Source organism: Gilliamella sp. Nev6-6, from assembly GCF_001690605.1.
In the GTDB taxonomy this organism is placed as follows: Bacteria; Pseudomonadota; Gammaproteobacteria; order Enterobacterales; family Orbaceae; genus Gilliamella; species Gilliamella apicola_C.
Map to the genome: position 1 here is coordinate 42,485 of NZ_LZHP01000016.1, position 22,800 is coordinate 65,284.

The following is a 22,800-nucleotide window of genomic DNA, read 5'->3' on the forward strand; positions in this document are numbered from 1 at the left end:
TTAACAAAAAATAGACGTCTAGAAATCCATATAGCTAAATATAGTGCCTTTTAGTTTATTTGTCGAGATTTTTTATTTAACAAAATCATTATAATAATCAGATTAAAAATAGCTGCATAATCCAAAGAAAGTGATCATTACCTCACACGCTAAAATACAAATAATAGCTAAGTTTATTAGCTAAAAAGTGCGCGTATCAGTCCGCCATGTATCAGCAGTCAACGCCTCACCAAAGTAGCTATTTATCAATTTTTGGGTAATATCACTTAATGGTGAAGCCAATACTTCAGCAGTATTGCCAGACTCAACAAGATCACCATTGTGCATAACTAAAATATCATCACTAATATGTTTCATCATACCAATATCTTGTGTTACATAAACATAAGAAATATTTTGTTGAGCTTGTAACGACAGCATTAAATTAACAATCTGCGAGCGCATAGAAATATCTAACGCAGCCAAAGCCTCATCTAAAATAATAACTTTAGGCTTTAAAATTAATGCTCTAGCTAATGCGACACGTTGCTTTTGACCTGCTGCCATCAAGGAAGGATAATAAGAGGCATGTTCGGGCAATAATCCAACTTGCTTTAATACACTACTAATTAGCTTTTCACGCTCATGAGCATCATAATTGGTATTATATTTAAGTGGAATTTCTAACAATTGTCCAATACGCAGCCTTGGATCAAATGAACTTTCAACATGCTGAAAAATCATTCGAATCAGTTGACAACGATGACTATAATCGCCGTATTCAACTTTATTACCAGCAATCCAAATATCACCACTATCGGGTTTTATCATACCAACTAACATTTTAGCCAAGGTCGATTTTCCGGATCCATTCTGCCCAATAATTGCCAAAGTCTTACCTTCATTTAATGAAAATGATACTGGATTAACCGCATTAATTTGTAAGTGACCAAAAAGCCCTTTAGCTATTTTAAACTGCTTTGATAAGTTACGTACTTTTAATATTGGATTCATTTTTATTCCTATTGTTTATGGTAACTCATCAATATTTAACGGAAAATGGCAAGCAACAAAACGATCTTTTATCGGTAGTAATTCGGGTGCTTGAATACATTTTTTTTGTGCATAAGGACATCGTGGTCCTAATCGACAGCCTATGGGTAAATGCTCCAATGATGGAATCACACCGGGTAAGGTATTTAACGGACTTTTATGTGGCATTGCTTTACCAAAATCAGGAATCGCATAAATCAAAGCCTGAGTATATGGATGATAAGGTGATTTAATTAAATCTTCACTATTCGCAATTTCAACCGTTTGACCACAATAAAGCACATTAATACGATCAGTCCATCTAGTTACCATTTGCAGGTCATGATTAATAAGCAAGATAGTTGTGCCCAAATTCTGATTCATGCTAGCCAATAGCCTAAATATTTGCGCTTCGGTTGTTGCTTCCATTGCATTTGTTGGCTCATCGGCGATAAGTAGTTTTGGCTGATTAGCTAATGCGATAGCTATCATAACTTTCTGGCATTCACCTTCAGTCAATTCAAATGGATAAGATTTTAATATTTCCTGATGATTTTTAATTCCTACTCGATGTAATAGCTCAATGGCTCGATGTTTACGCCAAAATAACCTTTGCCACCAATGCCCCTTAAATGTTCTTCTCGGTATAGCGTCTATTAACTGTTGCCCTACTTTCATAGAAGGATCTAAACAAGATTGAGGCTCTTGAAATATCATGGATATATTTGCACTAATGACTTTTCGTCGCTGCCTAGGCGTTAGCTTAAGAAGATCAATATCATTAAAATAAAAGCGATCTGCTGAAATTTTCCAGTTATGATTAGTAACCCCTAAAATAGCTTTAGCAATAAGGCTTTTCCCTGAACCAGACTCTCCAACAAGGCCACGAATCTCACCTTCAGATAATTTTAGATTAATCCGGTCAATTGCACGTAAAAGACCATCAGGGGTAATAAATTCAATGGTTAAATTTCGAATATCTAACAAAGCCATCGTTAATGTCCTGCTCGGCGACCATACAATCCAAAGTTGAATAAATAAACCAAAATAATTGTTGCTGAAACCGCAATGCCTGGAGATAAAAAGGCCAAATAATTGGTTGCAATGATATCTTTCATTTGAAACATCATCATTCCCAAATCTGGACGAGAAACATCATTAGCAAAGCCTAAAAAAGTTATAGTGGTGATAGCTAAAATAATTGAAGAAAATAATGAAACAATTTCAGTCAAATAAACTGGTAAAATGTTAGGTATAATATAATGATTTAAGATTGCAAATGAAGATAATCCATCAAGCCTGTAAGCCGTAATATACGTTTTATTCCATTCGTTGATAGCGCGTTGATGAATATTGTAAATAAAGCGAGGGCTATAAGAAAATCCAATCACCAATAACATATTAGTAATATCATCTTTTAATAATAGACTAATTACAATCACACCAAGTAGCGGCGGTACAACCATACAAAATTTAAAAATAAATAATACGAAAGGTCGTATAAATGATATAAAAAACATTAAATAATTAATTAATCCGCCAACAGCAACCACATAAAATACTACTTTTAATGTCATTGACATAGTCGAACGATAACCGATTAACAAATAATCAAAAATATCTTGCCCTTTAGCATTCGTACCTAATATATGATTGATATCACCATTGGGCCACCAAGCAGGCGGTAACCAAGAGGGATAGATAGGATTTAAATGGGCATGAAAAAACCATTTAGTTGATAATGCTATAAATGCGATCGCTAATATGCCATAAAAACCAACAATTAAGTAAAGATTACTATGTAAGCGATTAAAGCTTAATTTTATATTTTTAAGTAATCTAGCTAGCCTAAACATAATGTTCCTTATGACGCAAAGGATAAATAGCAACTGCCAAAATTTCACCTAATAACGTTAATAAACTAATGACAGAACCACAAGCCAGAATTGCAATAGATATAATAAAATAATTGTGATGACGATACGCGATCATCACCCATTGCCCTAATCCTATTCGATTAAACAAAATTTCAATTACCATAGTTGAAAATAACAATGTAGTTGTATTATATGTCAACTGAGGAATAGTCGCTGGGATTGAATTAGGCAACAAGTGTCGACGCAAAACTTTAAATGGCGATCGCTCACGAATGATCGCCATTTTTATAAAATTCTGGCGCGATATACTTTTCACATTTTGACTGATTAATTGAATCGTCATAATGCACGGTTGAATGGCTAAAATAATGATAGGCAAAAACAAATAGTGCAGTTGCTCAAATAATACGTGCCATTTAAAAGTTTTTGACGCGCCAAAAATATCCAATAACGAAGTGCCAGCAGCTACTGGTGACACATCAAAATTCATCGATACTGACCAAGTTGGTGATAACCAATACATGATGACAACAACCAACATAACGATAGGGCAAGAATACAATAATAAAGATCCCAAACGAATCATATTATTTAGCCAATTAATATGACTAAGACCAAGAAAGATCCCCAAAGGTAACCCAATAAATAAAGCCACGAATAAAGCGAGAATACAAAGTTCAAATGTAGCCAATAAGGTGTGAAAAAACGGCACAGTTTCACCCGTTAACAATCTAAATTGCCCTTGCACTAACTGTTTAAAAAAAGCGCAATAACTATCGACAAAACTTAGATTGTTAAAATTAAACATTGAATGGGGGGCAAAATAAACTAAACAAAAACTAATCTGAGCCAATACGCAGATAATAAATAAACAGGTTACTATTTTTTTGAAAATATAGATAATCATTATTTATCTTTATTGCTATTTGAGTAAATAAAACACGGTGGCATAAAAATAGCTCACCGTGCTTTAATTTACTTATTGATTATCCGGTATCACCGGTTTACTTGCTGCAGCATAAGCATGATTTTGTGCGCTTAAACCACCAGCATGGCCTTTACCCTCAAAATGATAATTTGATTCTTCACGCGATTTTATTCCAACATCACAAGCCACATATTGTGGCGCAGGTGCTTTAGTCATCACAGAAGAAGAATAGCCTGTTGATGGTGAATCATTAATTGCCAAATCATTATGATTACTATTTTTCTGACTATCTTTCAAGTGATCTTGCGTTTTTGCAAATAAAGAACTTTTTGGTTGCGTATCGACAATAACGCTATCAACACTAGCAACACGATTTACTTCCTCTTCATTTTTTACAATAACAGGAAGTAAGAGCGAAGGGATAACAGGTACCACAGTATTTGGTGCATCACTGACTATTTGGCTGTAATCAACTTGGCTGTAATCAACTGCCACTCGACCTAATGCTAATTCTAATGATGCTGCTGCAAATGGAAGCGGCATTGGTGACTGCTTTAGCTCCACATTACGGGCTCGGCGCTTATTCCGTTGTCCATTCATGCGTAAATGCCGTGAAGTACGACGCTGGCGCTTCGGTTGAGCTTCCGATGCAATATTATTGTATTGCGCTGATTCAGAAACAATAATTGGCAACAATAAAGAAGGAATAACGACTCTTTCTTGTTCAATTGGTCTGGTTATATCAACATTTTTTACGCGAACACTTTTCGTTAATGCGCGTTGTTGGCGCCTTGGTCTAGCCTCACGCTGTTTGGGGGGTACCGCCTCATCCAAGGTTTTATCAGCTTTAAAATGATTTGCTGAGTTTGAAAGATTAGCATTTGCATTACTATTTTGTTTAGCTCTGCGATTATTATTTCTACTCGACGGTTTGCCATCTTCAGTAGAACTTGCTGCAACGGTATTCGTGTTACCAGCCAAGCTGTTATTTCGGTTATTACGTTGACGTCGATTGTTTGAACGTTGATCTCGTCTTTTAGCCGCTTTCGGTTTAACCTCTGGCTGAATTTCCACTTTTTCTGTGACAAACAGTTTACGCAATTTACCAAATAACCCACTAAATAGGCTACCTGATTTTTTAGCTTTTGACTCAGTCTTTTCTTTTGGTGCGACACATGCCTCAACTTTCGGACCTGATAATACAGCTTGCTCAACAATAACTTCAACAGCTTGTTGCTCATCTTCCTCTTCTTCAAGCTCACGAATCAATTTTGGAAGATTATAGCTTAGCACATCAGTCTCTTCACCCACGCGTTTGCGAATCACTTTATAAAGAGGCGTTTCCATCTCTTCATCACCAGCAATCACAATTTTGACATCAGGGTGCATTCTTTCAATATTAGTAATAGCACGACGTTTTTCGTTGAGTAAATAACTGGCTATTGGTACTGGAACAATAACATCAATTTGTACAGTATTATCTTTCATCGCCTCTTCTTGAATTAACCGAAGGATAGATAAAGACAATGAGTTACTATCACGAACTGTGCCTGTTCCTTGACAACGTGGGCAAATATGATGAGTTGCTTCGCGTAATGAAGGACTTAATCGTTGACGAGACATTTCTAGCAAACCAAAGCGTGAAATGCGGGTTGTTTGGATACGAGCACGATCAGTCTTCATTGCTTCTTTCAGGCGATTTTCCACCTCACGCTGATTACGAACAGGTGTCATATCAATAAAGTCGATAACAATCAAACCACCTAAGTCACGTAAACGTAACTGACGAGCGATTTCTTCAGCCGCCTCAAGATTAGTATTAAATGCAGTTTCTTCAATATCACTACCACGGATTGATTTAGCTGAGTTAATATCGATAGCTGTAAGCGCTTCTGTCGCATCAATCACAATTGAACCACCAGAAGGCAAGCGAACTTCACGTTGGAATGCCGACTCAATCTGACCTTCAATTTGGAAATGATTAAATAGTGGCACATCTCCCTCATAAAGCTTTAAGCGGCTCACGTACTCAACTCGCCCTAAATCGACTAACCGTTTTTTAGCAATTTCAAGTACTTTAGGATTATCAATTAAAATATCGCCCACATCATCGCGTAAATAATCACGAAATGCTCGCGTGATAATATCGCTTTCTTTGTGAATTAAACTGGGTGCTTGATGCTTTTTAGCTTCATTCTGGATTGCCGTCCAATAGTTAACTAATGCATCTAAATCTTGTTGTAGCTCTTCTTGGCTTTTTCCAACACCCGCAGTTCGAGCTATTACCCCCATACCTCTAGGTTTTTCGATGGCATCAATAATACGTTTTAAATCAGCTCGTTCCTCACCCTCAATACGGCGCGACACACCACCAGCACGAGGATCATTAGGCATCAAGACTAAATAGCTACCTGCTAAGCTAATATAAGTTGTTAAAGCGGCGCCTTTTTTACCGCGAATCTCTTTTTCAATTTGGATAAGGACTTCTTGTCCTTCTTGCAGATGTTTTATACTACGACGACCTGAAATATTAGATGGGAAATAACTTTCAGCAATCTCTTTTAAAGGTAAAAACCCATCGCGCTCACCACCATAAGAAACGAACGCAGCTTCTAAACTTGGGTTAATTTTAGTGATTTTACCTTTATAAATATTCGCTTTTTTTTGTTCATGTCCAAGGCTTTCGATATCTAAATCATACAAGCGTTGGCCATCAACAAGCGCAACACGCAACTCTTCTTGCTGGGTTGCGTTGATTAGCATTCTTTTCATTATTCTACACTCTTCATTAATCTTAATTAACTGTAGGTAGAATCTTATTATTGATAAGTGATTATTTTAACAATGATGAATAATGGTACTTAACTAAATATTTGTATACGGCATTCATTATTTTATTTATGTTATTTTTGTTATTATTTTATGTGAACCCGATACCGCTTACACAGCATCAACATAGCGCACCAGACACAACGCTTTGTAAAATGCTAAGTATATAATTTATTGACGCTATCAATATGGTTAATTTGCAAACCTGAATATTTCACTGGTTTTAGCAAACAAACTTAATCTTTCTGCAATTGTTTAAAATAAACATATTATCTCATTATAATGATTCTACTTACGCTATTTTATTTTGACAAACTGTAATGTCTAACGCCATTGCTGCATTACAAGGATAAAACTACCCGCCACTATTATTAACGTTTCAGCCAAGGATAGCAAGAAAATTAAATTCGCTATTTTATAAACAGTTAAAGATTTATTTTTTGCTTATTTTTAACTATGTTACCTCATTATAAATAATTAATTTGATTTCCTTAACTTTTTATACTGAAACGTATTGTTCACCAAAACTTCTTTATACTTTTTTGTTTTATTAATTAATTAAACATTTAACAAAAAATAAAACATTGAAGCAATTATGCATAACAAAACTTAATTAGTATAATTAGATAATAATTTAAATACCAAATAGGGTTGTTTATGAACACTACCGATAAAATCGCCTTGCTTAATTTTACCGCTCGCTGGGTTAACCAATTCAGTTACGCACCGCAAAGTGAAGAACTGCATGCTATACCTTCGCCTTGTATTTTAAAAACTGAAAATCTCACCGTATTTTGGCAACCCTTTTTATTAAAGCCACCAAGAGATCTTGCTATTGCTGAGCAAATTGTTGGCATTACTTTACATCCTAACGCACATATATTCTATGGTACACAATATGCAGCCAATATGACGGCTAAATTGCATAACATCCACTTAACCTTAATCCAAGCATGGAATGATGATGATTTTTCCAATTTAGAGCAAAATTTAATAGCCCATTTATCCCAACAAAAAAAATTAAAACGAACACCAACGACTTTTATCGCATCAACAGATGAAAATACCGAAATTATTGCAATAAATAATTTAACTGGCGAAGTGGTAAAAGAAGATCTAATTACAGGTCAATTCACCATTCTAGCTCATGATTTAACCACTTTTTTAAGTAAACTAATTGTTACTTGTTAAGCTAATACCGCTCAACAATAGCGCAATATATGTCTATATCAATAGCAATCGTAAATGCTATCAAAATTGTATCTTATAAAATAATGTGTATATAATGCGTTAAATGTCATTAGATCAGATAGGTGAATTATGTTTGAATATTTAACAGCAGCGCCGGCAGATCCTATTTTAGGACTGGCCGATCTTTATAATAGAGATGAACGCACCAATAAAATTAATTTAAGTGTCGGTGTTTATAAAGACGAAACAACCCAAACACCTATTTTAGAAAGTGTAAAAAAAGCGGAACATTTTTTATTAAATGACGAAACCACCAAAAGCTACTCACCTATTGATGGTATTAAAGCATTCAATACTGTAACGCAAATTTTGCTTTTTGGATCTGAAAACGAACGAGCAAGAACAGCACAAGCACCTGGCGGTACTGGCGCTTTACGTATAATGGCAGATTTTTTAGCTCGCCGAACCAAAGTAAAACGTGTTTGGGTCAGCAATCCGACTTGGCCCAATCATCGTAGTGTATTTCAAACTGCTGGCCTTGAAGTGCGCGAATACCATTATTACAATGCACAAACACACACACTTGACTTTGATGCCCTGATAAATAGCTTAAACCAAGTTGCCGCTGGCGAAGCAGTATTATTCCACGGTTGCTGTCATAACCCAACAGGCATCGATCCAACACCAGAACAGTGGCAAGCTATCTCAGATTTAGCCATAAAAAATGGTTGGTTACCCCTATTTGACTTAGCTTATCAAGGCTTGGGGCAAGGTATAGAAGAAGACGTCTATGGACTACGATTATTTGCTAATCATCACCCTGAACTCCTTATTGCTAGCTCATATTCTAAAAATTTCGGCTTATATAACGAGCGCGTTGGAGCCTTCACGCTCATTGCCGCAAATACTGAAATTGCCGAGCGCGCCTTTAGCCAAGTCAAAACCATTATTCGAGCCAATTATTCTAACCCACCGGCACATGGCGCTAAAATTGTTTCTTATATTTTAAATAATAAGGAATTAAAAGAAGAATGGGTTGACGAACTAACTAATATGCGTCAACGCATTCACCGCATGCGTCAATTATTTGTCAAAACACTGCAAGACAAAGGGGCAAATCAAGATTTTAGTTTTATTGCTAAACAAAATGGTATGTTCTCGTTCAGTGGTTTAAATGAAGAACAAGTACTTAAATTGCGTGACGATTATGGCATATACATTGTTAATTCAGGACGGATTAATGTAGCAGGAATGACATTAGATAACATGTCTAGGCTTTGTGAATCCATTGTAGAAGTGCTTTAATACCGCTAATAAGCAAATAGATTATTAACACGACTTTTTATACCATAACACTAGAAGCACTCCAATGGTGAGTGTTTCTATTTATCCGTTTACATTCAACATCATCCTACCTTTAAAAATCATTCAGAAAACCCATTGATTTTATTGAAGTTTTTTGATTGTTTTTTATACAAAACATAGCTTAATAAACTAGCGTTATTTAGCGCAAAAAACCGCTTTCTTATAAACTATTTCATGCATTTATTCTATTTAGTTATATCTATATACAAACTGATTATTAGACGATAACTCAATAATTACTAATAATTGCTTAATAACGTAATAACAATGATTAAGGGTAATGTCGTGGCGTCACATGTTTTGGATTTTTTAATTTTGGGAAATAACTTCGGCACTAGTGAAATGCGTTCCATTTGGTCGGAAACAAATCGCTTGAAAAGGCAAGTGGATGTCGAAGTTGCTTTAGCCAAAGCTGAAGGCGAGCTAGGTGTTATTCCAATTGAAGCGGCCAACTCAATCATTGCTAATGCCGATGCTTCAAAACTATCAATTGATCAAATTGCTGAAGAAGCAGCAAAAGCGAAACACTCATTAATGTCGACAATTAATGCACTACAAAAACAAGTTGGCGAGGCAGGCCAATATATCCATTACGGTGCAACCACACAAGATATTGTCGACACAGCAACCGTTTTACAATTAAAACAGTCTTTTACTGTCATTGAGCGAGACACTAAACTGGTGGCACTTGAGCTAAAACGTTTAGCCAAACAGTACCAATATTTACCTATGGTTGGGCGAACTCATGGCATGCAAGCACTACCTACAACTTTTGGATTTAAACTTGCGGTGTGGCTAGATGAATTTATTCGACACTTACAACGTTTAACCGAAATCAAACAACGGGTATTAGTCGGCAATATTAGTGGAGCAATTTGCACTTATGCATCAATAGGCAAATTAGGACCACAAGTTGAATCACGCGCTTTAACTTTACTCGGACTTAATACCCCTAACATTGGCTGGCAAGCGGCACGAGACCGTTTTTCTGAATACTCATCGGTAATAGCACTAATCAGTGGCACATTAGGAAAAATTGGAAATGAATTTTACAACTTAATGCGTACCGAAATTAACGAAATCGAAGAGCCTTTTTCTGAAGGAAAAATTGGATCAACAACCATGCCACATAAACGCAATCCAGCAGCATTAGAAGGATTAGCCAGCCTAACGGCGCCACTTTTAAAAAGTGTTGCGCTAATTCATGAATCAATGAAAGTTGAACATGAGCGTGATGCCATGAGCTGGCGAGCAGAGTGGATAGCACTACCTGAAATAAACCTTTATATTTCAGCCCAATTACAAATCGCATTAACTGTACTAAAAGATCTAAAAGTTAACGCTGATCGCATGATAACTAATTTACAACTACAAAATGGCTTACTGCTTTCTGAAAAAGTCATGTTTGAAATAGGTAAACGATTAGGCAAACAGACTGCGCACCATTTAGTTTACCAAAGTGCAATGAAAGCATTTGAACAAAATCGACCATTTAAAGACATCCTATTAGAAGATCCCAACTTGAACAACGAGTTTACCGAATCTGAACTTGATGCTTGGCTTGATCCTATTAACTATCTCGGCTCTGCTCCTGAAAAAGTAGAACAAGTGATTAAATATGCTGAGCATTGTGGAGTGTTAGCATGAGTTTTCGCTTAATGACTCATAATGACATTCCAGCTTATCAAACACTATTACATCGTGCTTATCATGCCACGACTAAATTAGGCATTCATTTTGCAGCTGCAACCGCCAATCAATCACAAATTGCTGAGCATATTGAATCTAATGCGGTGTATCTATTTGAGAAAGAGGGACAGCTACTATCCACGTTAAGTATTCGCTTTCCATGGGGAAATAATCCTGGACCTTATGGATTACCGCATTTAGGTTGGTTTGCAACCGATCCTCAATATAAAGGTAAAGGGTATGGAAATACATTATGGAACTTTGTTGAACAGCAAATCCTGATTAATCAACTCAAATTACCTGCGGTGACCTTAGGTACCGCAGCAAATCATCCATGGCTTGTACAAACTTATATAAATAAAGGTTATAAAAAAATAGGGCAAGCAGATTTAACGCCCGATCATACGACCTTCTATTTTGAAAAAATCTTAAACCATAAAAGCTATACCCAATGGAAACAAAGGAGTAATAAAGCATGAAAAAAATAAGTACGTTATTATCCGCTATTTTATTAACCAGTCTAGCCTTAATTGGTTGTGATAATAAATCCAACGACCAAGCAACAAAGCAAAATATCATTAAAGTTGGCTCTACAGGACAAAGCTATCCAAATGGTTATAAACAAGATGACAAATTAGTGGGATTTGATGTTGAAGTAACTCAAGCCATTGCTCAAGAACTAGGTTATCAAGTCGAATGGGTGATTGCTGAATTTGGCGGTTTAATGGGGCAATTTGATTCAGGGCGCTTAGATACCGTTGCAAATGCGGTTGCCATAACACCAGCCCGTCAAGATAAATATGACTTTTCCAACACCTATAGCTTTTACGGTAGCCAGATTGTAACCCATAAAGATAACAAAGATATTAATAAGCTATCTGATTTTAAAAATAAAACTATTGCTGGTGTGCTAGGATCGAATCATATTAATAACCTAAAAAAAGCTTTCCCTAATAACAACGTAACTATCAAAACCTACGAAACCCGTGATGGCGCAATGTATGATACGGAATACCAACGGGTTGATGGCTATGTCAATTCTAAACCAATTTTACTTGCTGAAATTAAACGTAAAAATCTACCGTTCAAATTAGTTGGAGAGCCAATTACTATTGAGCAGGTTGCTTTCCCATTTAGTAAAGACGAAAAAGGTCAAGCGCTGCGTGAAAAATTCAATCAAGCCATCGAAAAGCTACGTGCCAATGGTGCATTGAAAAATCTTTCAATTAAATATTTTGGTGAAGATATTACATCATGAATTTTAATGTAAATTATTTCTTAAGTGTATTTCCGCAGATCTTACCTTATCTGCCCGTTACACTTTTTATTACCATTGTATCGATTACGATTGCCATTATATTAGGGCTAGCCATTGCGCTATTACGCAACAACAAAATAATCATTATCGATTCTATTTTTGCACTATTTATTTCACTGTTTCGTGGCATACCATCTGTTGTTTTACTCTTTATTATTTATTATGGTCTACCGCAAATTTTTCCTATTTTAAAACAAATGGGCGCAACTACCGCTGCAATTATCTGTTTCAGCTTAAAGTACTCATCCTATTTAGCCGAAATTTTTAGAGCAAGCTTAGAGTCAGTTGATCACGGGCAGAAAGAAGCGGGGCTAACGGTTGGGTTAAGTAAAATGCAAGTCTACAGAGGCATTATTCTTCCGCAAGCCATGATTAATGCCTTACCAAACACAGGAAACATGTTTATATCATTACTTAAAGATTCCTCTGTCGCCTTTTTTGTTGGCGTTCAAGAGCTATTAGCCGCAGGAAAAATGTTAACCGCTAATTCTTTTCTCTACTTTGAAACCTATTTAGCTGTTGGCATTATTTACTGGCTTACTGTTGTTATTTATTCATGGATACAAAAACAGTTAGAACAAAAACTTTCTGCGCCATATCATCGTTAAGGAGAATGTTATGATTACAGTATCGCATTTATCTAAACGTTTTGCTAATAATGAAGTTTTAAAAGAAATCAACTTAAATATCAAGCAAGGTGAAGTAGTTGCGATTATTGGTCCTTCAGGATCTGGCAAATCCACCTTATTACGTTGTTTAAATTTATTAGAAAAACCGAATAATGGCACAATTCAAATTGGCTCAGCAAGGCTTGATGCGAAACATTATAGTCATAAAGAAGAAGCCAATTTACGCAAACAATCAGCAATGGTCTTTCAACACTACAATTTATTTAAAAATAAAACAGCGTTAGAAAATATTACCTACCCGCTTATTGTTGGGCAAAAGATAGATAAAAAAGAAGCGGAAAAACTCGGCTTATCATTATTAAAGCGCGTTGGTATGTTACCTTATGCCAAACAATATCCCATTACCTTATCTGGTGGCCAGCAACAGCGCATCGCGATTGCAAGAGCACTGGCAGTCAAACCCAAAGTACTATTATTTGATGAACCCACTTCTGCGCTCGATCCTGAACGAGTACACGAAGTTTTACAAGTCATGCTACAGCTGGCAAAAGAACGAACCTCTATGATTATCGTGACGCACGAAATGGAATTTGCCAAGTACGTTGCAGACCGCGTTATCTTTATGGCTGATGGCGTGATTGTGGAAGAAGGACCAGCAAAATCAGTCATAGACAACCCACAACATGAAATTACACAACGTTTTTTACGCCAGCTAACAGATGAAATTGACTTCGAAATTTGAACAATAGCCACAACGACTTTAACTCATTGTATTGATGATTAAATTGTACTAGTGATTAAATTGCCTTGCTGATTAACATATGAAAATTAAAGCGTAAAAGAATAAGATAATAAAAATTGGCGAAGATCCAAACCTGTTGCCAGTTGCTGAATATCTGTTAATAACCGTGCTGTTTTCGATTTATCTTTAACTGCGGAAAGTAACTTTAACGACATCTCACTCTGGCTATATGGATTTTTAGGTGAGCCTTTAGGAATATCAACACGTTGGCTTATTTTTTTACCGTTTTTGAGACCAATATCAATAATCACATAACGGCCATTATAAGCATCAGGATGTGGCGCAAGCTGTATTTGATAACTGCGCGTCATCTTTTGCATCAACTTTTTGATTTCATAAGGAATAGGTTTTGAAGAAAACTGCTCGAAACTTAGCGGTAATCCTAACAAGGTTAAAGCCAAAATATATTCAGCCGAAAAACGCCCTTGTTGCGCTAATGAAGGTGTTTTATATATCAATGCTGCATCGCTATTTGATGGCACAAAATAAATCGTAATATCACTAACATTATCAAGATTAAAATCAGGATCTTTATATAATAATTGCCCCGCATCGGCAACATAAGCCGCCGCTGAACAATAAGAATAATTTTTAAACCATAAACCAGGTTCAACAATCTTCCAAACATCCCCCCAATGACTTAAATCAAAATGTGTATTACCTTGCCCATAAATAGCCAAAAAACCTAATTTATCGTCTAAAAAATTATGATCGGCATCTATACCAACTCTTAACCATTCAACGGACTGAATGGCATGTTGAGCGGCTAAGCCTGCATGCAAAAACTTAATTGGCGTGCCCATTAACAAACGCATCCCCGAAGCTTGAGTTGCTGACAAAGCTAAAGCTTGCGATAAAAACGGTTCATCATAAAGGTAACAAATCGCAGCCGTTGCCGCGATCCCCCCCAAAGTAATGGTTGCATGCCAACCTTTTTCGTAATGCTCAGGATTAACGCTTTTACCTAAGCGAGCCATCACCTCAACACCAATAACATAAGCAGTCAAAAAACGCCGCCCATCAATCTTTTGCTTAACATTATCTAATCGAACGCTGGCAATAAGTGCCGACAAAATGACCGATGAAGGATGCCCTCGAACATCTGAATGTACATCATCATAATCTAAACAATGCGCTTGAAAGCCATTAAAAAGTGCTGCTTGCCTTGCGGTAACTAACTTCTTTTGGCCGATTAACCACGCTCTAGCATTTCCCCCCTCATCTGCTACCCACGCTAGCAATTTCTGAACGTCATCTTCATGGCAAGCTTGCAAACTACAAGCAAAATAATCTGTTACCCCATTAATCGCACAATTAATAACTTTGGGATCACGAATTATTGGTGTGTTTTTTATTAAAAAACTTAATTGTTGCCCTAAATTCATTTTCATTCTCAATAAATGCAATAGCGATTTGATAATTGGGTTTACTTTACCACAAGTAAAATAGTGAACAATAAATAATAAGCTAAAGATAATATGATTAAATTTTAATAACTCGAAGCCAGAAACAATAAGTATTAATCTATTTATATAATCATGTTTGCCTATTACATTATATGCTAAAATAGCCTCATTCAATTGAAATCGAAAATTAGCGCAACTATGTCAACTTGTTATATTGCTTTAGGCAGCAACCTTGAAGATCCATTAGCACAAGCCAATCGTGCAATTGTTGCATTAAAACAGTTGCCAAACACAAAAGTAGCGGATATTTCACCTTTTTATCGAAGCAAACCTCTTGGACCACAAAATCAGAATGACTATCTGAATGCAGTAATAAAACTGACAACGAATTTATCCCCTATTGAACTACTTGACGAGCTACAAACAATTGAAAAAGCGCAAGGCCGTGTGCGTAAAGACAACCGCTGGGGCGCAAGAACCTTAGATTTAGATATTTTGCTTTATGATGATTTAGTCATTAACAGTGAAAGGCTAACTATCCCTCATTACCATATGAAAAATAGAGAATTTGTACTCTATCCACTATTTGACATCAGCCCAGAACTGATTCTACCCGATAACGATAAATTATATGACTTAGTAACTAGATGCCCTAAAAATGAACTAACGAAATGGGATAAGTAATTATCTTAATTAATAACATATAGTTGTATTATTTTATTTAGTTTTAAGCAAAAAAATGATAAAAAAAATTTGCCAAAGGCTGAATTATTGCTATAGTTTAGCGCTTTTAAATAATCTGCACTTAAGGGGATTGCTGTGAAAAAAGAACAAAAAGCAAACACATCTTCACTTAGCCTGCTTTCAGTTGCTGGGCTTGAGCCTTATAAAGAGGCAAAAGGTGAGGAGTACATGAATCCTAAGCAATTGAAACATTTTAAGCTTATTTTAGAAGCTTGGCTTGCACAACTAAAAGATGAAATGGGTAAAACCGTTTCGCACATGCAAGACGAAGCGGCGAACTTTCCAGATCCTGCTGACCGAGCAACGCAAGAAGAAGAGTTCAGTCTTGAACTACGTGCACGTGACAGAGAAAGAAGGCTCATCAAAAAAATTGAAAAAACATTAAAGAAAATCGAAATAGATGATTTCGGTTATTGTGAATCATGTGGTGTGGAAATCGGGATTCGCCGCCTAGAAGCAAGACCAACAGCTGATTTATGTATCGATTGTAAAACACTTGCAGAACTTCGCGAAAAACAAATGGGCAAGTAATTGCTACGTTCCTAACTATCACACCACCATTCAACCCGATATGCCTACGCGTTATATTGGTCGTTTTGCCCCGTCACCATCAGGACCATTACATTTTGGTTCATTGGTGACAGCGCTTGGTAGCTATTTACAGGCTAAATCTTGCCATGGCAAATGGCTAGTTCGTATTGAAGATATCGACCCACCACGAGAAGTTAAAGGCGCATCATCTCTCATTTTAAAGACTTTAGAAACATTTCATTTATTTTGGGATGATAACGTATTATATCAATCGGCTTGCCACGAACGTTATCAAGCAGTATTACAATCGCTATTGAGTCATCATCAGGCCTATTATTGTGATTGTACAAGGCAACGGGTACAAAAATTGCCTAACGGGCATTATGACGGTTATTGTCGCCATAGGCATTTGAAGATTAACCAATCTCAGTTGGCTATTCGCCTAAAACAAAACCACCCTATTTCTGAATTTACAGATAAAATTCGTGGCTTGCAAACAGTAGAAACAGCTAGTGCACAAGAAGATTTCATTATTCACCGTAAAGATGGTCTATTTGCATATAACTTAGTGGTAGTGTTAGATGATCATAAACAAGGAATTACCGAAATTGTGCGCGGAGCCGATCTTTTACCGGTTACCGCTAAACAAATTTCACTCTATAAGCTTTTTGGCTTTTCTCTGCCAAGCTATTGCCATTTACCACTAGCACTAGATAACAACGGCAATAAGCTTTCTAAACAAAACCATGCAAAGCCCATTGAGCTAAATAATAGCAAATCATTAACGGCGCACGCTCTGCAATTTTTAGGGCAATGTCTACCAAAAGACTGGCAAGATGCCAGCCAACAACAGCTATTGCAATGGGCAATACAACATTGGCAAATTGCGAAAGTACCCAAACAAAATACCCAGTTACCCACCAATATAGGATAAATTACCAGTCATACCGACATTATGCACATGTAATAAATGCTTTTCTGGTTTTATTTTTAACGAAGCAAAGATGCGTGTTATAAGTTGTTGTTTTTGCGCTGAGCTTTGAAGTAAATCACGCAAATCAACCGCGGCCTCACCAAATAAGCAATAATGCAATTTACCAATTGATGACACACGCAACCGATTACAACTTTTACAAAAATCTTTTGAATATGGCATAATTAGCCCAATTTTACCTTGATAATCGCTATGAGCATAAACTTTAGCTGGGCCTGATAGTGGATTTTTGAGTTGCAACTGCCAACCCTGTGCAATTAACTGTGCCTCAATAACATGAGCAGACAAGTGATAACGATTAAATATATCGCTACTTTCACCTGTTTCCATAAGTTCAATAAAGCGTAATTCTACGGATTTATCTTTAATCCATGACAAATAATCATCTAAATTATCGTTCATGTTTTTCATTAACACCGTATTAATTTTGACTTTTTTAATACCTACTTCTAACGATTTTTCGACACATTGCATTAATTCTTTAAGTTTATCTTGACCCGTAATTAATTTAAATAAATGCGGAGAAAAGCTATCAATACTAATATTAATTGCATTTAAACCTGCTTGATGCCAGTGATGAATATTTTTTAATAAACGTGAACCATTAGTGGTAATGGCCAGCTCTTTAACACTAGAGTAAGAAGAAATGAGCGACAAAATATCCACAAAATCACGACGTAAAGTCGGCTCGCCACCCGTTAAGCGAATTTTTCTTACCCCAAGTTCAGTAAATGTTGCCACAACATGATCAATTTCACTGAGTGACAAAAAATTATGCCCTTTCTTGGGTTGATAACCATAAGGTAAACAATATTGACACTGGAAATTACACAGCTCAGTAATCGACAAACGCAGATATTGAAATCGACGCTGATAATAATCAACTAATTGCATATATACATTAAACACCTTATCCAAATCGGGAAGCATAGCCATTTCTGCGCTATACCGCGGCTAATTCACCTTATGAAAAATCACTTAGGTAAAAGAGCTTCAGAGTTTGGTTCAGTCTAACATAGGCATTATTTTTTGACTATGAACAAGTTGATTTTTATTAACCTATTTCCACTTAAAAATCAGCCAGAAAAGTTATTGATTTTATTTAATTTTTTATTTTAACTTTTTTAGATTAAATTTTAAACTTGGTAAAGTGAAGAAAGTAGAAAGGCGATTGCTATCCATTATAATCACCTTTCTAGGAAAGAACGATACCCAATTTTCGTATTATTACCAACCGAAAAGAATAAAAATACAGAAATCCTATAGTTAAAACAATGTCTAGCAAAATAATGCGGTTATTTGATTTTATCCAATTTATCCCCTTTACTTATTCAATCAGTTTGAGTATATAATAGCCACCTTATCGATAATACCATCAAATGGAGGTTGTGATGATAACCCATATTAGCCCTTTAGGATCAATGGATTTGCTTGCTCAAGCTGAAGTCGATATTCTAAAAAAATCTGCCAATAGTGAGCTTTATCAATTATATAGAAACTGTTCGCTAGCAACACTCAATGCAGGTAGTAAAACCGATAATACTAAAGATTTGCTAGATAGATTTAAGTCTTTTGAAATTAATGTCATTAGTAAAGAGCGTGGCGTTAAATTAGAATTAGTTAACGCACCAGAAAGTGCCTTTGTTGATGGGCGAATTATTCGTTCAATCCAAGCAAACCTTTTTGCCGTGCTGCGCGATATTCTTTTTTTAAATAGTCAAATCAGTGCCATTAAAGAACTTATCTCTAATATCAAATTTGAAAGAGAGCATTCGTTTTATATCACAAACCTTGTTTTCTCAATTTTGCGCAATGCAAATGCGCTACATGTGGGTGAAGAGCCTAATCTGGTTGTCTGTTGGGGTGGGCATTCAATTAACGAAAATGAATACTATTATGCACGACAAGTCGGTATGCAACTGGGTTTGCGCGAGCTGAACATTTGTACTGGTTGTGGGCCAGGTGTGATGGAAGCCCCGATGAAAGGCGCAGCGGTTGGTCATGCTCAGCAACGTTATAAAGAAAGTCGCTTTATTGGCATGACTGAACCTTCAATTATTGCAGCCGAGCCACCTAATGCATTAGTAAATGAACTGATTATTATGCCTGATATCGAAAAACGCCTTGAAGCTTTTGTACGTATGGCACATGGTATTATCATATTTCCTGGAGGCCCAGGAACAGCCGAAGAGTTACTTTATATTCTTGGTATTTTATTAAATCCAGCCAATAAACATCAAACATTACCGCTGATATTAACGGGGCCTAAAGAGTGTGAGGAGTATTTTACTGCTATTGATAATTTTATTCGTAGTACATTAGGTGATGAGGCAACGAAATTATACCAAATCGTGATCGACTCACCTGAACAAGTGGCTCGTATTATGAAAGAGGGTGTTAAGCATGTTAAATCTTCTCGTTTAAAAACAGGTGATGCTTATGGATTCAACTGGCTACTAAAAATTGATGAACCACTACAACACCCTTTTGAGCCAACCCATGCCAATATGGCTTCATTAAATCTTCATCGAAATCAACCTGTTGAATTATTAGCAGCCGATTTACGCCGAGCATTTTCGGGAATTGTAGCGGGTAATGTAAAAGAATTCGGTATGAAGGAAATTGCTAAGCATGGCCGATACAAATTGCAAGGCGATCCCGAAATCATGAAGCAACTCGATAATTTATTACGTAGTTTTATTAAACAAGATCGAATGAAATTACCAGGAGAAAGCGCCTACCAACCTTGTTATGAAATTTGTTATTAACAAAAATATTAGCGAGTAATTTAATCGCGTGTAAATGTTATCTTGCCGCCGATACGATTATCGGCGGAGTGATTTAATCGATTGATAGTTAATGTTTTATTAATCATTTATATCGCTTTTAAAAATCACCTAAAATATCTAGCGCTTCAGACACTTTTTTCACGGCAAAAATCTGCATATTTTCGGGCTTCTTCTTAGGCATATTCGCAATAGGTACAATCGCTTTTTTAAAGCCATGCTTAGCCGCTTCAGAAATACGTTCTTGCCCACTTGGTACGGGACGAATTTCACCACCAAGACCAATCTCGCCAAAAATAACGACATCTTGTGGCAATGGGCGGTTACGAAAGCTTGATACTAATGCGGCAATCAATGCCAAATCAGCGCTAGTTTCAGTGACTTTAACGCCACCAACAACATTCACAAAAATATCTTGATCAGCCATTTGTAATCCGCCATGCCTGTGTAACACTGCAAGCAATAATGCCAGCCTATTTTGATCAAGGCCTACTGTCACTCGCCTTGGGTTGCCATACATCGAGTGATCAACCAATGCTTGGATTTCAACCAGCAATGGGCGAGTGCCTTCCCACAATACCATAACCGAACTGCCGGGTAGCATTTCCTCACCACGACTTAAAAAGATGGCGGATGGATTGCTGACTTCTTTAAGCCCTTGCTCGGTCATCGCAAACACACCTAACTCATTTACCGCCCCAAACCGATTTTTATGGCTACGCAATGTTCTAAAACGAGAATCAGCATCACCATCTAATAAAACGGAACAGTCAATGCAGTGCTCAAGCACTTTAGGCCCTGCTAGCGAGCCATCTTTCGTCACATGCCCAACCATTATAATGGCAATACCTTTTGTTTTTGCAAAGCGCGTTAAATAAGCGGCGGTTTCTCGAACCTGCGCAACACTCCCCGGTGAGGATTGAATATCAGCAAGATGCATCACTTGTATAGAGTCAATCACCATTAATTTAGGTTGTGACTGCTCAGCCAATAAGCAGATTTGTTCTATACTGGTTTCTGATAACATATTAAGATTATCAGCAGGTAGACCTAAACGGTGTGCACGCATGGCCACTTGCTGAAGTGATTCTTCACCCGTCACATAAAGCGTATTCATTTGTGATGAAAGCTTACTCATGGTTTGTAGTAATAAGGTACTTTTACCTGCCCCGGGATTACCACCAATTAAAATCGCACTACCCGGTACAACGCCCCCACCAAGCACACGATCAAATTCGGAAAAACCGGTTGAAAATCTTGGTAGCGCTTCTAAACTGATTTCGGATAATTTTTGAATTTTTGTTTGACCAACACCGCTACCTGCGTAACCCGTTAATCGATCATTGCGCGTTGAAGTACTTGCTAGTCTAACTTCAGTAATGGTATTCCAAGCATGACAAGCACTGCACTGGCCTTGCCAACGAGGATAATCTGCTCCACAATCATTACAAACATAAGCACGTTTAACGGTTTTTGCCAATTTAATCTCCTAACCTTCACTTAATAAACTGGTTGATAAAATACACCATAATCCAGTTAAATCTGCATAATTAATGCTAATTTTAGCCTTTTCAACCACTTTAGGTTTTCCATGATAGGCAACGCCTAAACCCGCAATACGTAGCATCATTAAATCATTGGCGCCATCACCAATAGCCACCGTTTGCTCAATAGGTATATCGAGCGATGCCGCTAATTGTTGTAAAGTTCGCGCTTTATACTTTGCATCGACAATTTGACCAATTACTTTGCCTGTTAATTTATTATGTTTGACTTCTAATTCGTTAGCATAAACATCCGCTAATTTTAGTTTCTGCTTTAAATGATCAGCAAAATAGGTAAATCCTCCTGATGCAATAGCAACATGCCAATTTTTTTTATGCAATTCTTTGACTAAATAGGTCAATCCAGGAGTAAGCGGTAAGTTATCTTTTACTTGTTGTAAAAGATCTTGATGTGCTCCTTTCAACGTTGCCACCCGATTTCGTAAACTGGTTGCAAAATCAAGCTCACCATGCATTGCTTGTTCAGTCACAGCCGCAACTTGCTGACCTACACCATATAATTTAGCCAGCTCATCTATGCATTCAATTTTGATTGCCGTTGAATCCATATCCATAACCAATAATCCTGGTGAATGGAGTGTTGGTAAATTGTCAATTGGCGATACATCGATGCCTAATGTTAATGAAATAGCCTTGGCTTTTTTAGGCATAACACCAGCAATACGAACAATCTGATAAGTTTTTATTTTCCAAGATGAAACAATTACCATTGGCATAGCAAGTTGATTTTGGAATTTTGACAATACTGTTTTATTTAGCTTTTTGCCATAAATAATCCAACCTGTTTTACCTGCATTATAATCTAAAGGCACCACTTCGCAGCCATTTAATGAAAGTGGTAAGCCTTGCCAGCGTTGGATATTTTCAGGTAAATCATTATAGGTGAGGGTGTAAGCCATATCAGAAAGTCTTCCTAACATAAAACGGGCTCAAAATTTACCATAACTGTTAAAAATTGTCCAAGTTAGGATTGTGCCATTGCTTTATCTTTTTTATACTCAAACACATATTATCAGAAACTTTTTTACAAACGAAAGCCAAAGTTAACATTTTATGGGCTGTATTTACCTACGTCGCAACTAAACGCTAAAAACTCAACGCTAAAAATAAAAAGCGTTTACTCAATAAGATTTTA

The 22,800-nt window shown here is 36.6% G+C and carries 20 protein-coding genes and 1 riboswitch; of the genes, 11 read left to right on the forward strand and 9 right to left on the reverse strand.

Features of this window, described 5'->3' with window-relative positions:
• Positions 1 to 180 precede the first annotated feature (180 nt).
• From A9G42_RS02065 to rne, 5 genes are all read right to left on the reverse strand, one after another.
• Positions 181 to 993, reverse strand: coding sequence for a peptide ABC transporter ATP-binding protein (locus A9G42_RS02065; protein WP_065652493.1), 813 nt, complete (start codon positions 991 to 993; stop codon positions 181 to 183).
• Positions 994 to 1,008: 15 nt separating this feature from the next.
• A complete protein-coding gene (locus tag A9G42_RS02070; protein ID WP_065652494.1) occupies positions 1,009 to 2,004 on the reverse strand; it encodes a peptide ABC transporter ATP-binding protein in 996 nt (331 codons plus the stop codon).
• 2 nt (positions 2,005 to 2,006) lie between these two features.
• Positions 2,007 to 2,867, reverse strand: a complete 861-nt coding sequence (locus A9G42_RS02075; protein ID WP_065567413.1) for an ABC transporter permease subunit — start codon at positions 2,865 to 2,867, stop codon at positions 2,007 to 2,009.
• On the reverse strand, positions 2,860 to 3,795 hold the full coding sequence (locus A9G42_RS02080) for an ABC transporter permease subunit (protein WP_065652495.1): 936 nt from the start codon (positions 3,793 to 3,795) through the stop codon (positions 2,860 to 2,862). Before A9G42_RS02080 ends, A9G42_RS02075 begins: the two co-directional genes overlap by 8 nt.
• 72 nt (positions 3,796 to 3,867) lie before the next feature.
• Positions 3,868 to 6,588, reverse strand: coding sequence for a ribonuclease E (rne, locus tag A9G42_RS02085; protein WP_065652496.1), 2,721 nt, complete (start codon positions 6,586 to 6,588; stop codon positions 3,868 to 3,870).
• A 714-nt stretch (positions 6,589 to 7,302) separates the two neighbouring features.
• On the opposite strand from rne, the gene syd reads away from it, so the two are divergent.
• From syd to A9G42_RS02120, 7 genes are all read left to right on the forward strand, one after another.
• The gene (gene syd / locus A9G42_RS02090; RefSeq protein WP_065583063.1) at positions 7,303 to 7,836 is read left to right on the forward strand and encodes a SecY-interacting protein; all 534 of its coding nucleotides are present in this window, start codon (positions 7,303 to 7,305) and stop codon (positions 7,834 to 7,836) included.
• Between the two features lie 129 nt (positions 7,837 to 7,965).
• Positions 7,966 to 9,141 carry an amino acid aminotransferase gene (locus tag A9G42_RS02095; protein ID WP_065652497.1) on the forward strand — a complete coding sequence of 392 codons (1,176 nt, stop codon included), beginning with the start codon at positions 7,966 to 7,968 and terminating at the stop codon, positions 9,139 to 9,141.
• 345 nt (positions 9,142 to 9,486) lie between these two features.
• Complete coding sequence (gene purB, locus A9G42_RS02100; protein ID WP_065652542.1) at positions 9,487 to 10,848, forward strand: adenylosuccinate lyase; 1,362 nt, start codon at positions 9,487 to 9,489, stop codon at positions 10,846 to 10,848.
• Entirely contained in the window at positions 10,845 to 11,369 is a 525-nt protein-coding gene (locus tag A9G42_RS02105; RefSeq protein WP_065583061.1) for a GNAT family N-acetyltransferase, read from the forward strand. Before purB ends, A9G42_RS02105 begins: the two co-directional genes overlap by 4 nt.
• A complete protein-coding gene (locus A9G42_RS02110) occupies positions 11,366 to 12,148 on the forward strand; it encodes an amino acid ABC transporter substrate-binding protein (protein WP_065652498.1) in 783 nt (260 codons plus the stop codon). Before A9G42_RS02105 ends, A9G42_RS02110 begins: the two co-directional genes overlap by 4 nt.
• The gene (locus tag A9G42_RS02115) at positions 12,145 to 12,816 is read left to right on the forward strand and encodes an amino acid ABC transporter permease (RefSeq protein WP_065567406.1); all 672 of its coding nucleotides are present in this window, start codon (positions 12,145 to 12,147) and stop codon (positions 12,814 to 12,816) included. The genes A9G42_RS02110 and A9G42_RS02115 overlap by 4 nt, the downstream gene beginning before the upstream one ends.
• Positions 12,817 to 12,826: 10 nt before the next feature.
• On the forward strand, positions 12,827 to 13,579 hold the full coding sequence (locus A9G42_RS02120; protein ID WP_065588976.1) for an amino acid ABC transporter ATP-binding protein: 753 nt from the start codon (positions 12,827 to 12,829) through the stop codon (positions 13,577 to 13,579).
• Between the two features lie 86 nt (positions 13,580 to 13,665).
• Here the strand turns inward: A9G42_RS02120 and A9G42_RS02125 are convergent, their stop codons facing one another.
• On the reverse strand, positions 13,666 to 15,024 hold the full coding sequence (locus A9G42_RS02125; protein WP_065652543.1) for an MmgE/PrpD family protein: 1,359 nt from the start codon (positions 15,022 to 15,024) through the stop codon (positions 13,666 to 13,668).
• 219 nt (positions 15,025 to 15,243) lie between these two features.
• On the opposite strand from A9G42_RS02125, the gene folK reads away from it, so the two are divergent.
• The 3 genes from folK (at position 15,244) to gluQRS (ending at position 17,254) form a co-directional block, all read left to right on the forward strand.
• Entirely contained in the window at positions 15,244 to 15,729 is a 486-nt protein-coding gene (gene folK / locus A9G42_RS02130) for a 2-amino-4-hydroxy-6-hydroxymethyldihydropteridine diphosphokinase (RefSeq protein WP_065579913.1), read from the forward strand.
• Positions 15,730 to 15,864: 135 nt separating this feature from the next.
• Entirely contained in the window at positions 15,865 to 16,320 is a 456-nt protein-coding gene (gene dksA / locus A9G42_RS02135) for an RNA polymerase-binding protein DksA (protein WP_065583057.1), read from the forward strand.
• 40 nt (positions 16,321 to 16,360) lie between these two features.
• The gene (gluQRS, locus tag A9G42_RS02140) at positions 16,361 to 17,254 is read left to right on the forward strand and encodes a tRNA glutamyl-Q(34) synthetase GluQRS (protein WP_065652499.1); all 894 of its coding nucleotides are present in this window, start codon (positions 16,361 to 16,363) and stop codon (positions 17,252 to 17,254) included.
• On the opposite strand, the gene moaA is transcribed toward gluQRS, so the two are convergent.
• Positions 17,234 to 18,208, reverse strand: coding sequence for a GTP 3',8-cyclase MoaA (gene moaA / locus A9G42_RS02145; RefSeq protein WP_065652500.1), 975 nt, complete (start codon positions 18,206 to 18,208; stop codon positions 17,234 to 17,236). The two genes, gluQRS and moaA, sit on opposite strands and share 21 nt — an antisense overlap.
• Positions 18,205 to 18,325, reverse strand: a riboswitch (molybdenum cofactor riboswitch). Its footprint overlaps the gene before it by 4 nt.
• Before the next feature lie 380 nt (positions 18,326 to 18,705).
• On the opposite strand from moaA, the gene ppnN reads away from it, so the two are divergent.
• On the forward strand, positions 18,706 to 20,082 hold the full coding sequence (gene ppnN / locus A9G42_RS02150) for a nucleotide 5'-monophosphate nucleosidase PpnN (protein ID WP_065652501.1): 1,377 nt from the start codon (positions 18,706 to 18,708) through the stop codon (positions 20,080 to 20,082).
• Positions 20,083 to 20,200: 118 nt separating this feature from the next.
• Here the strand turns inward: ppnN and radA are convergent, their stop codons facing one another.
• A complete protein-coding gene (gene radA / locus A9G42_RS02155; protein ID WP_065567398.1) occupies positions 20,201 to 21,580 on the reverse strand; it encodes a DNA repair protein RadA in 1,380 nt (459 codons plus the stop codon).
• Positions 21,581 to 21,589: 9 nt separating this feature from the next.
• Positions 21,590 to 22,564, reverse strand: coding sequence for a phosphoserine phosphatase (gene serB / locus A9G42_RS02160; RefSeq protein WP_065642006.1), 975 nt, complete (start codon positions 22,562 to 22,564; stop codon positions 21,590 to 21,592).
• Between the last annotated feature and the right edge of the window lie 236 nt (positions 22,565 to 22,800).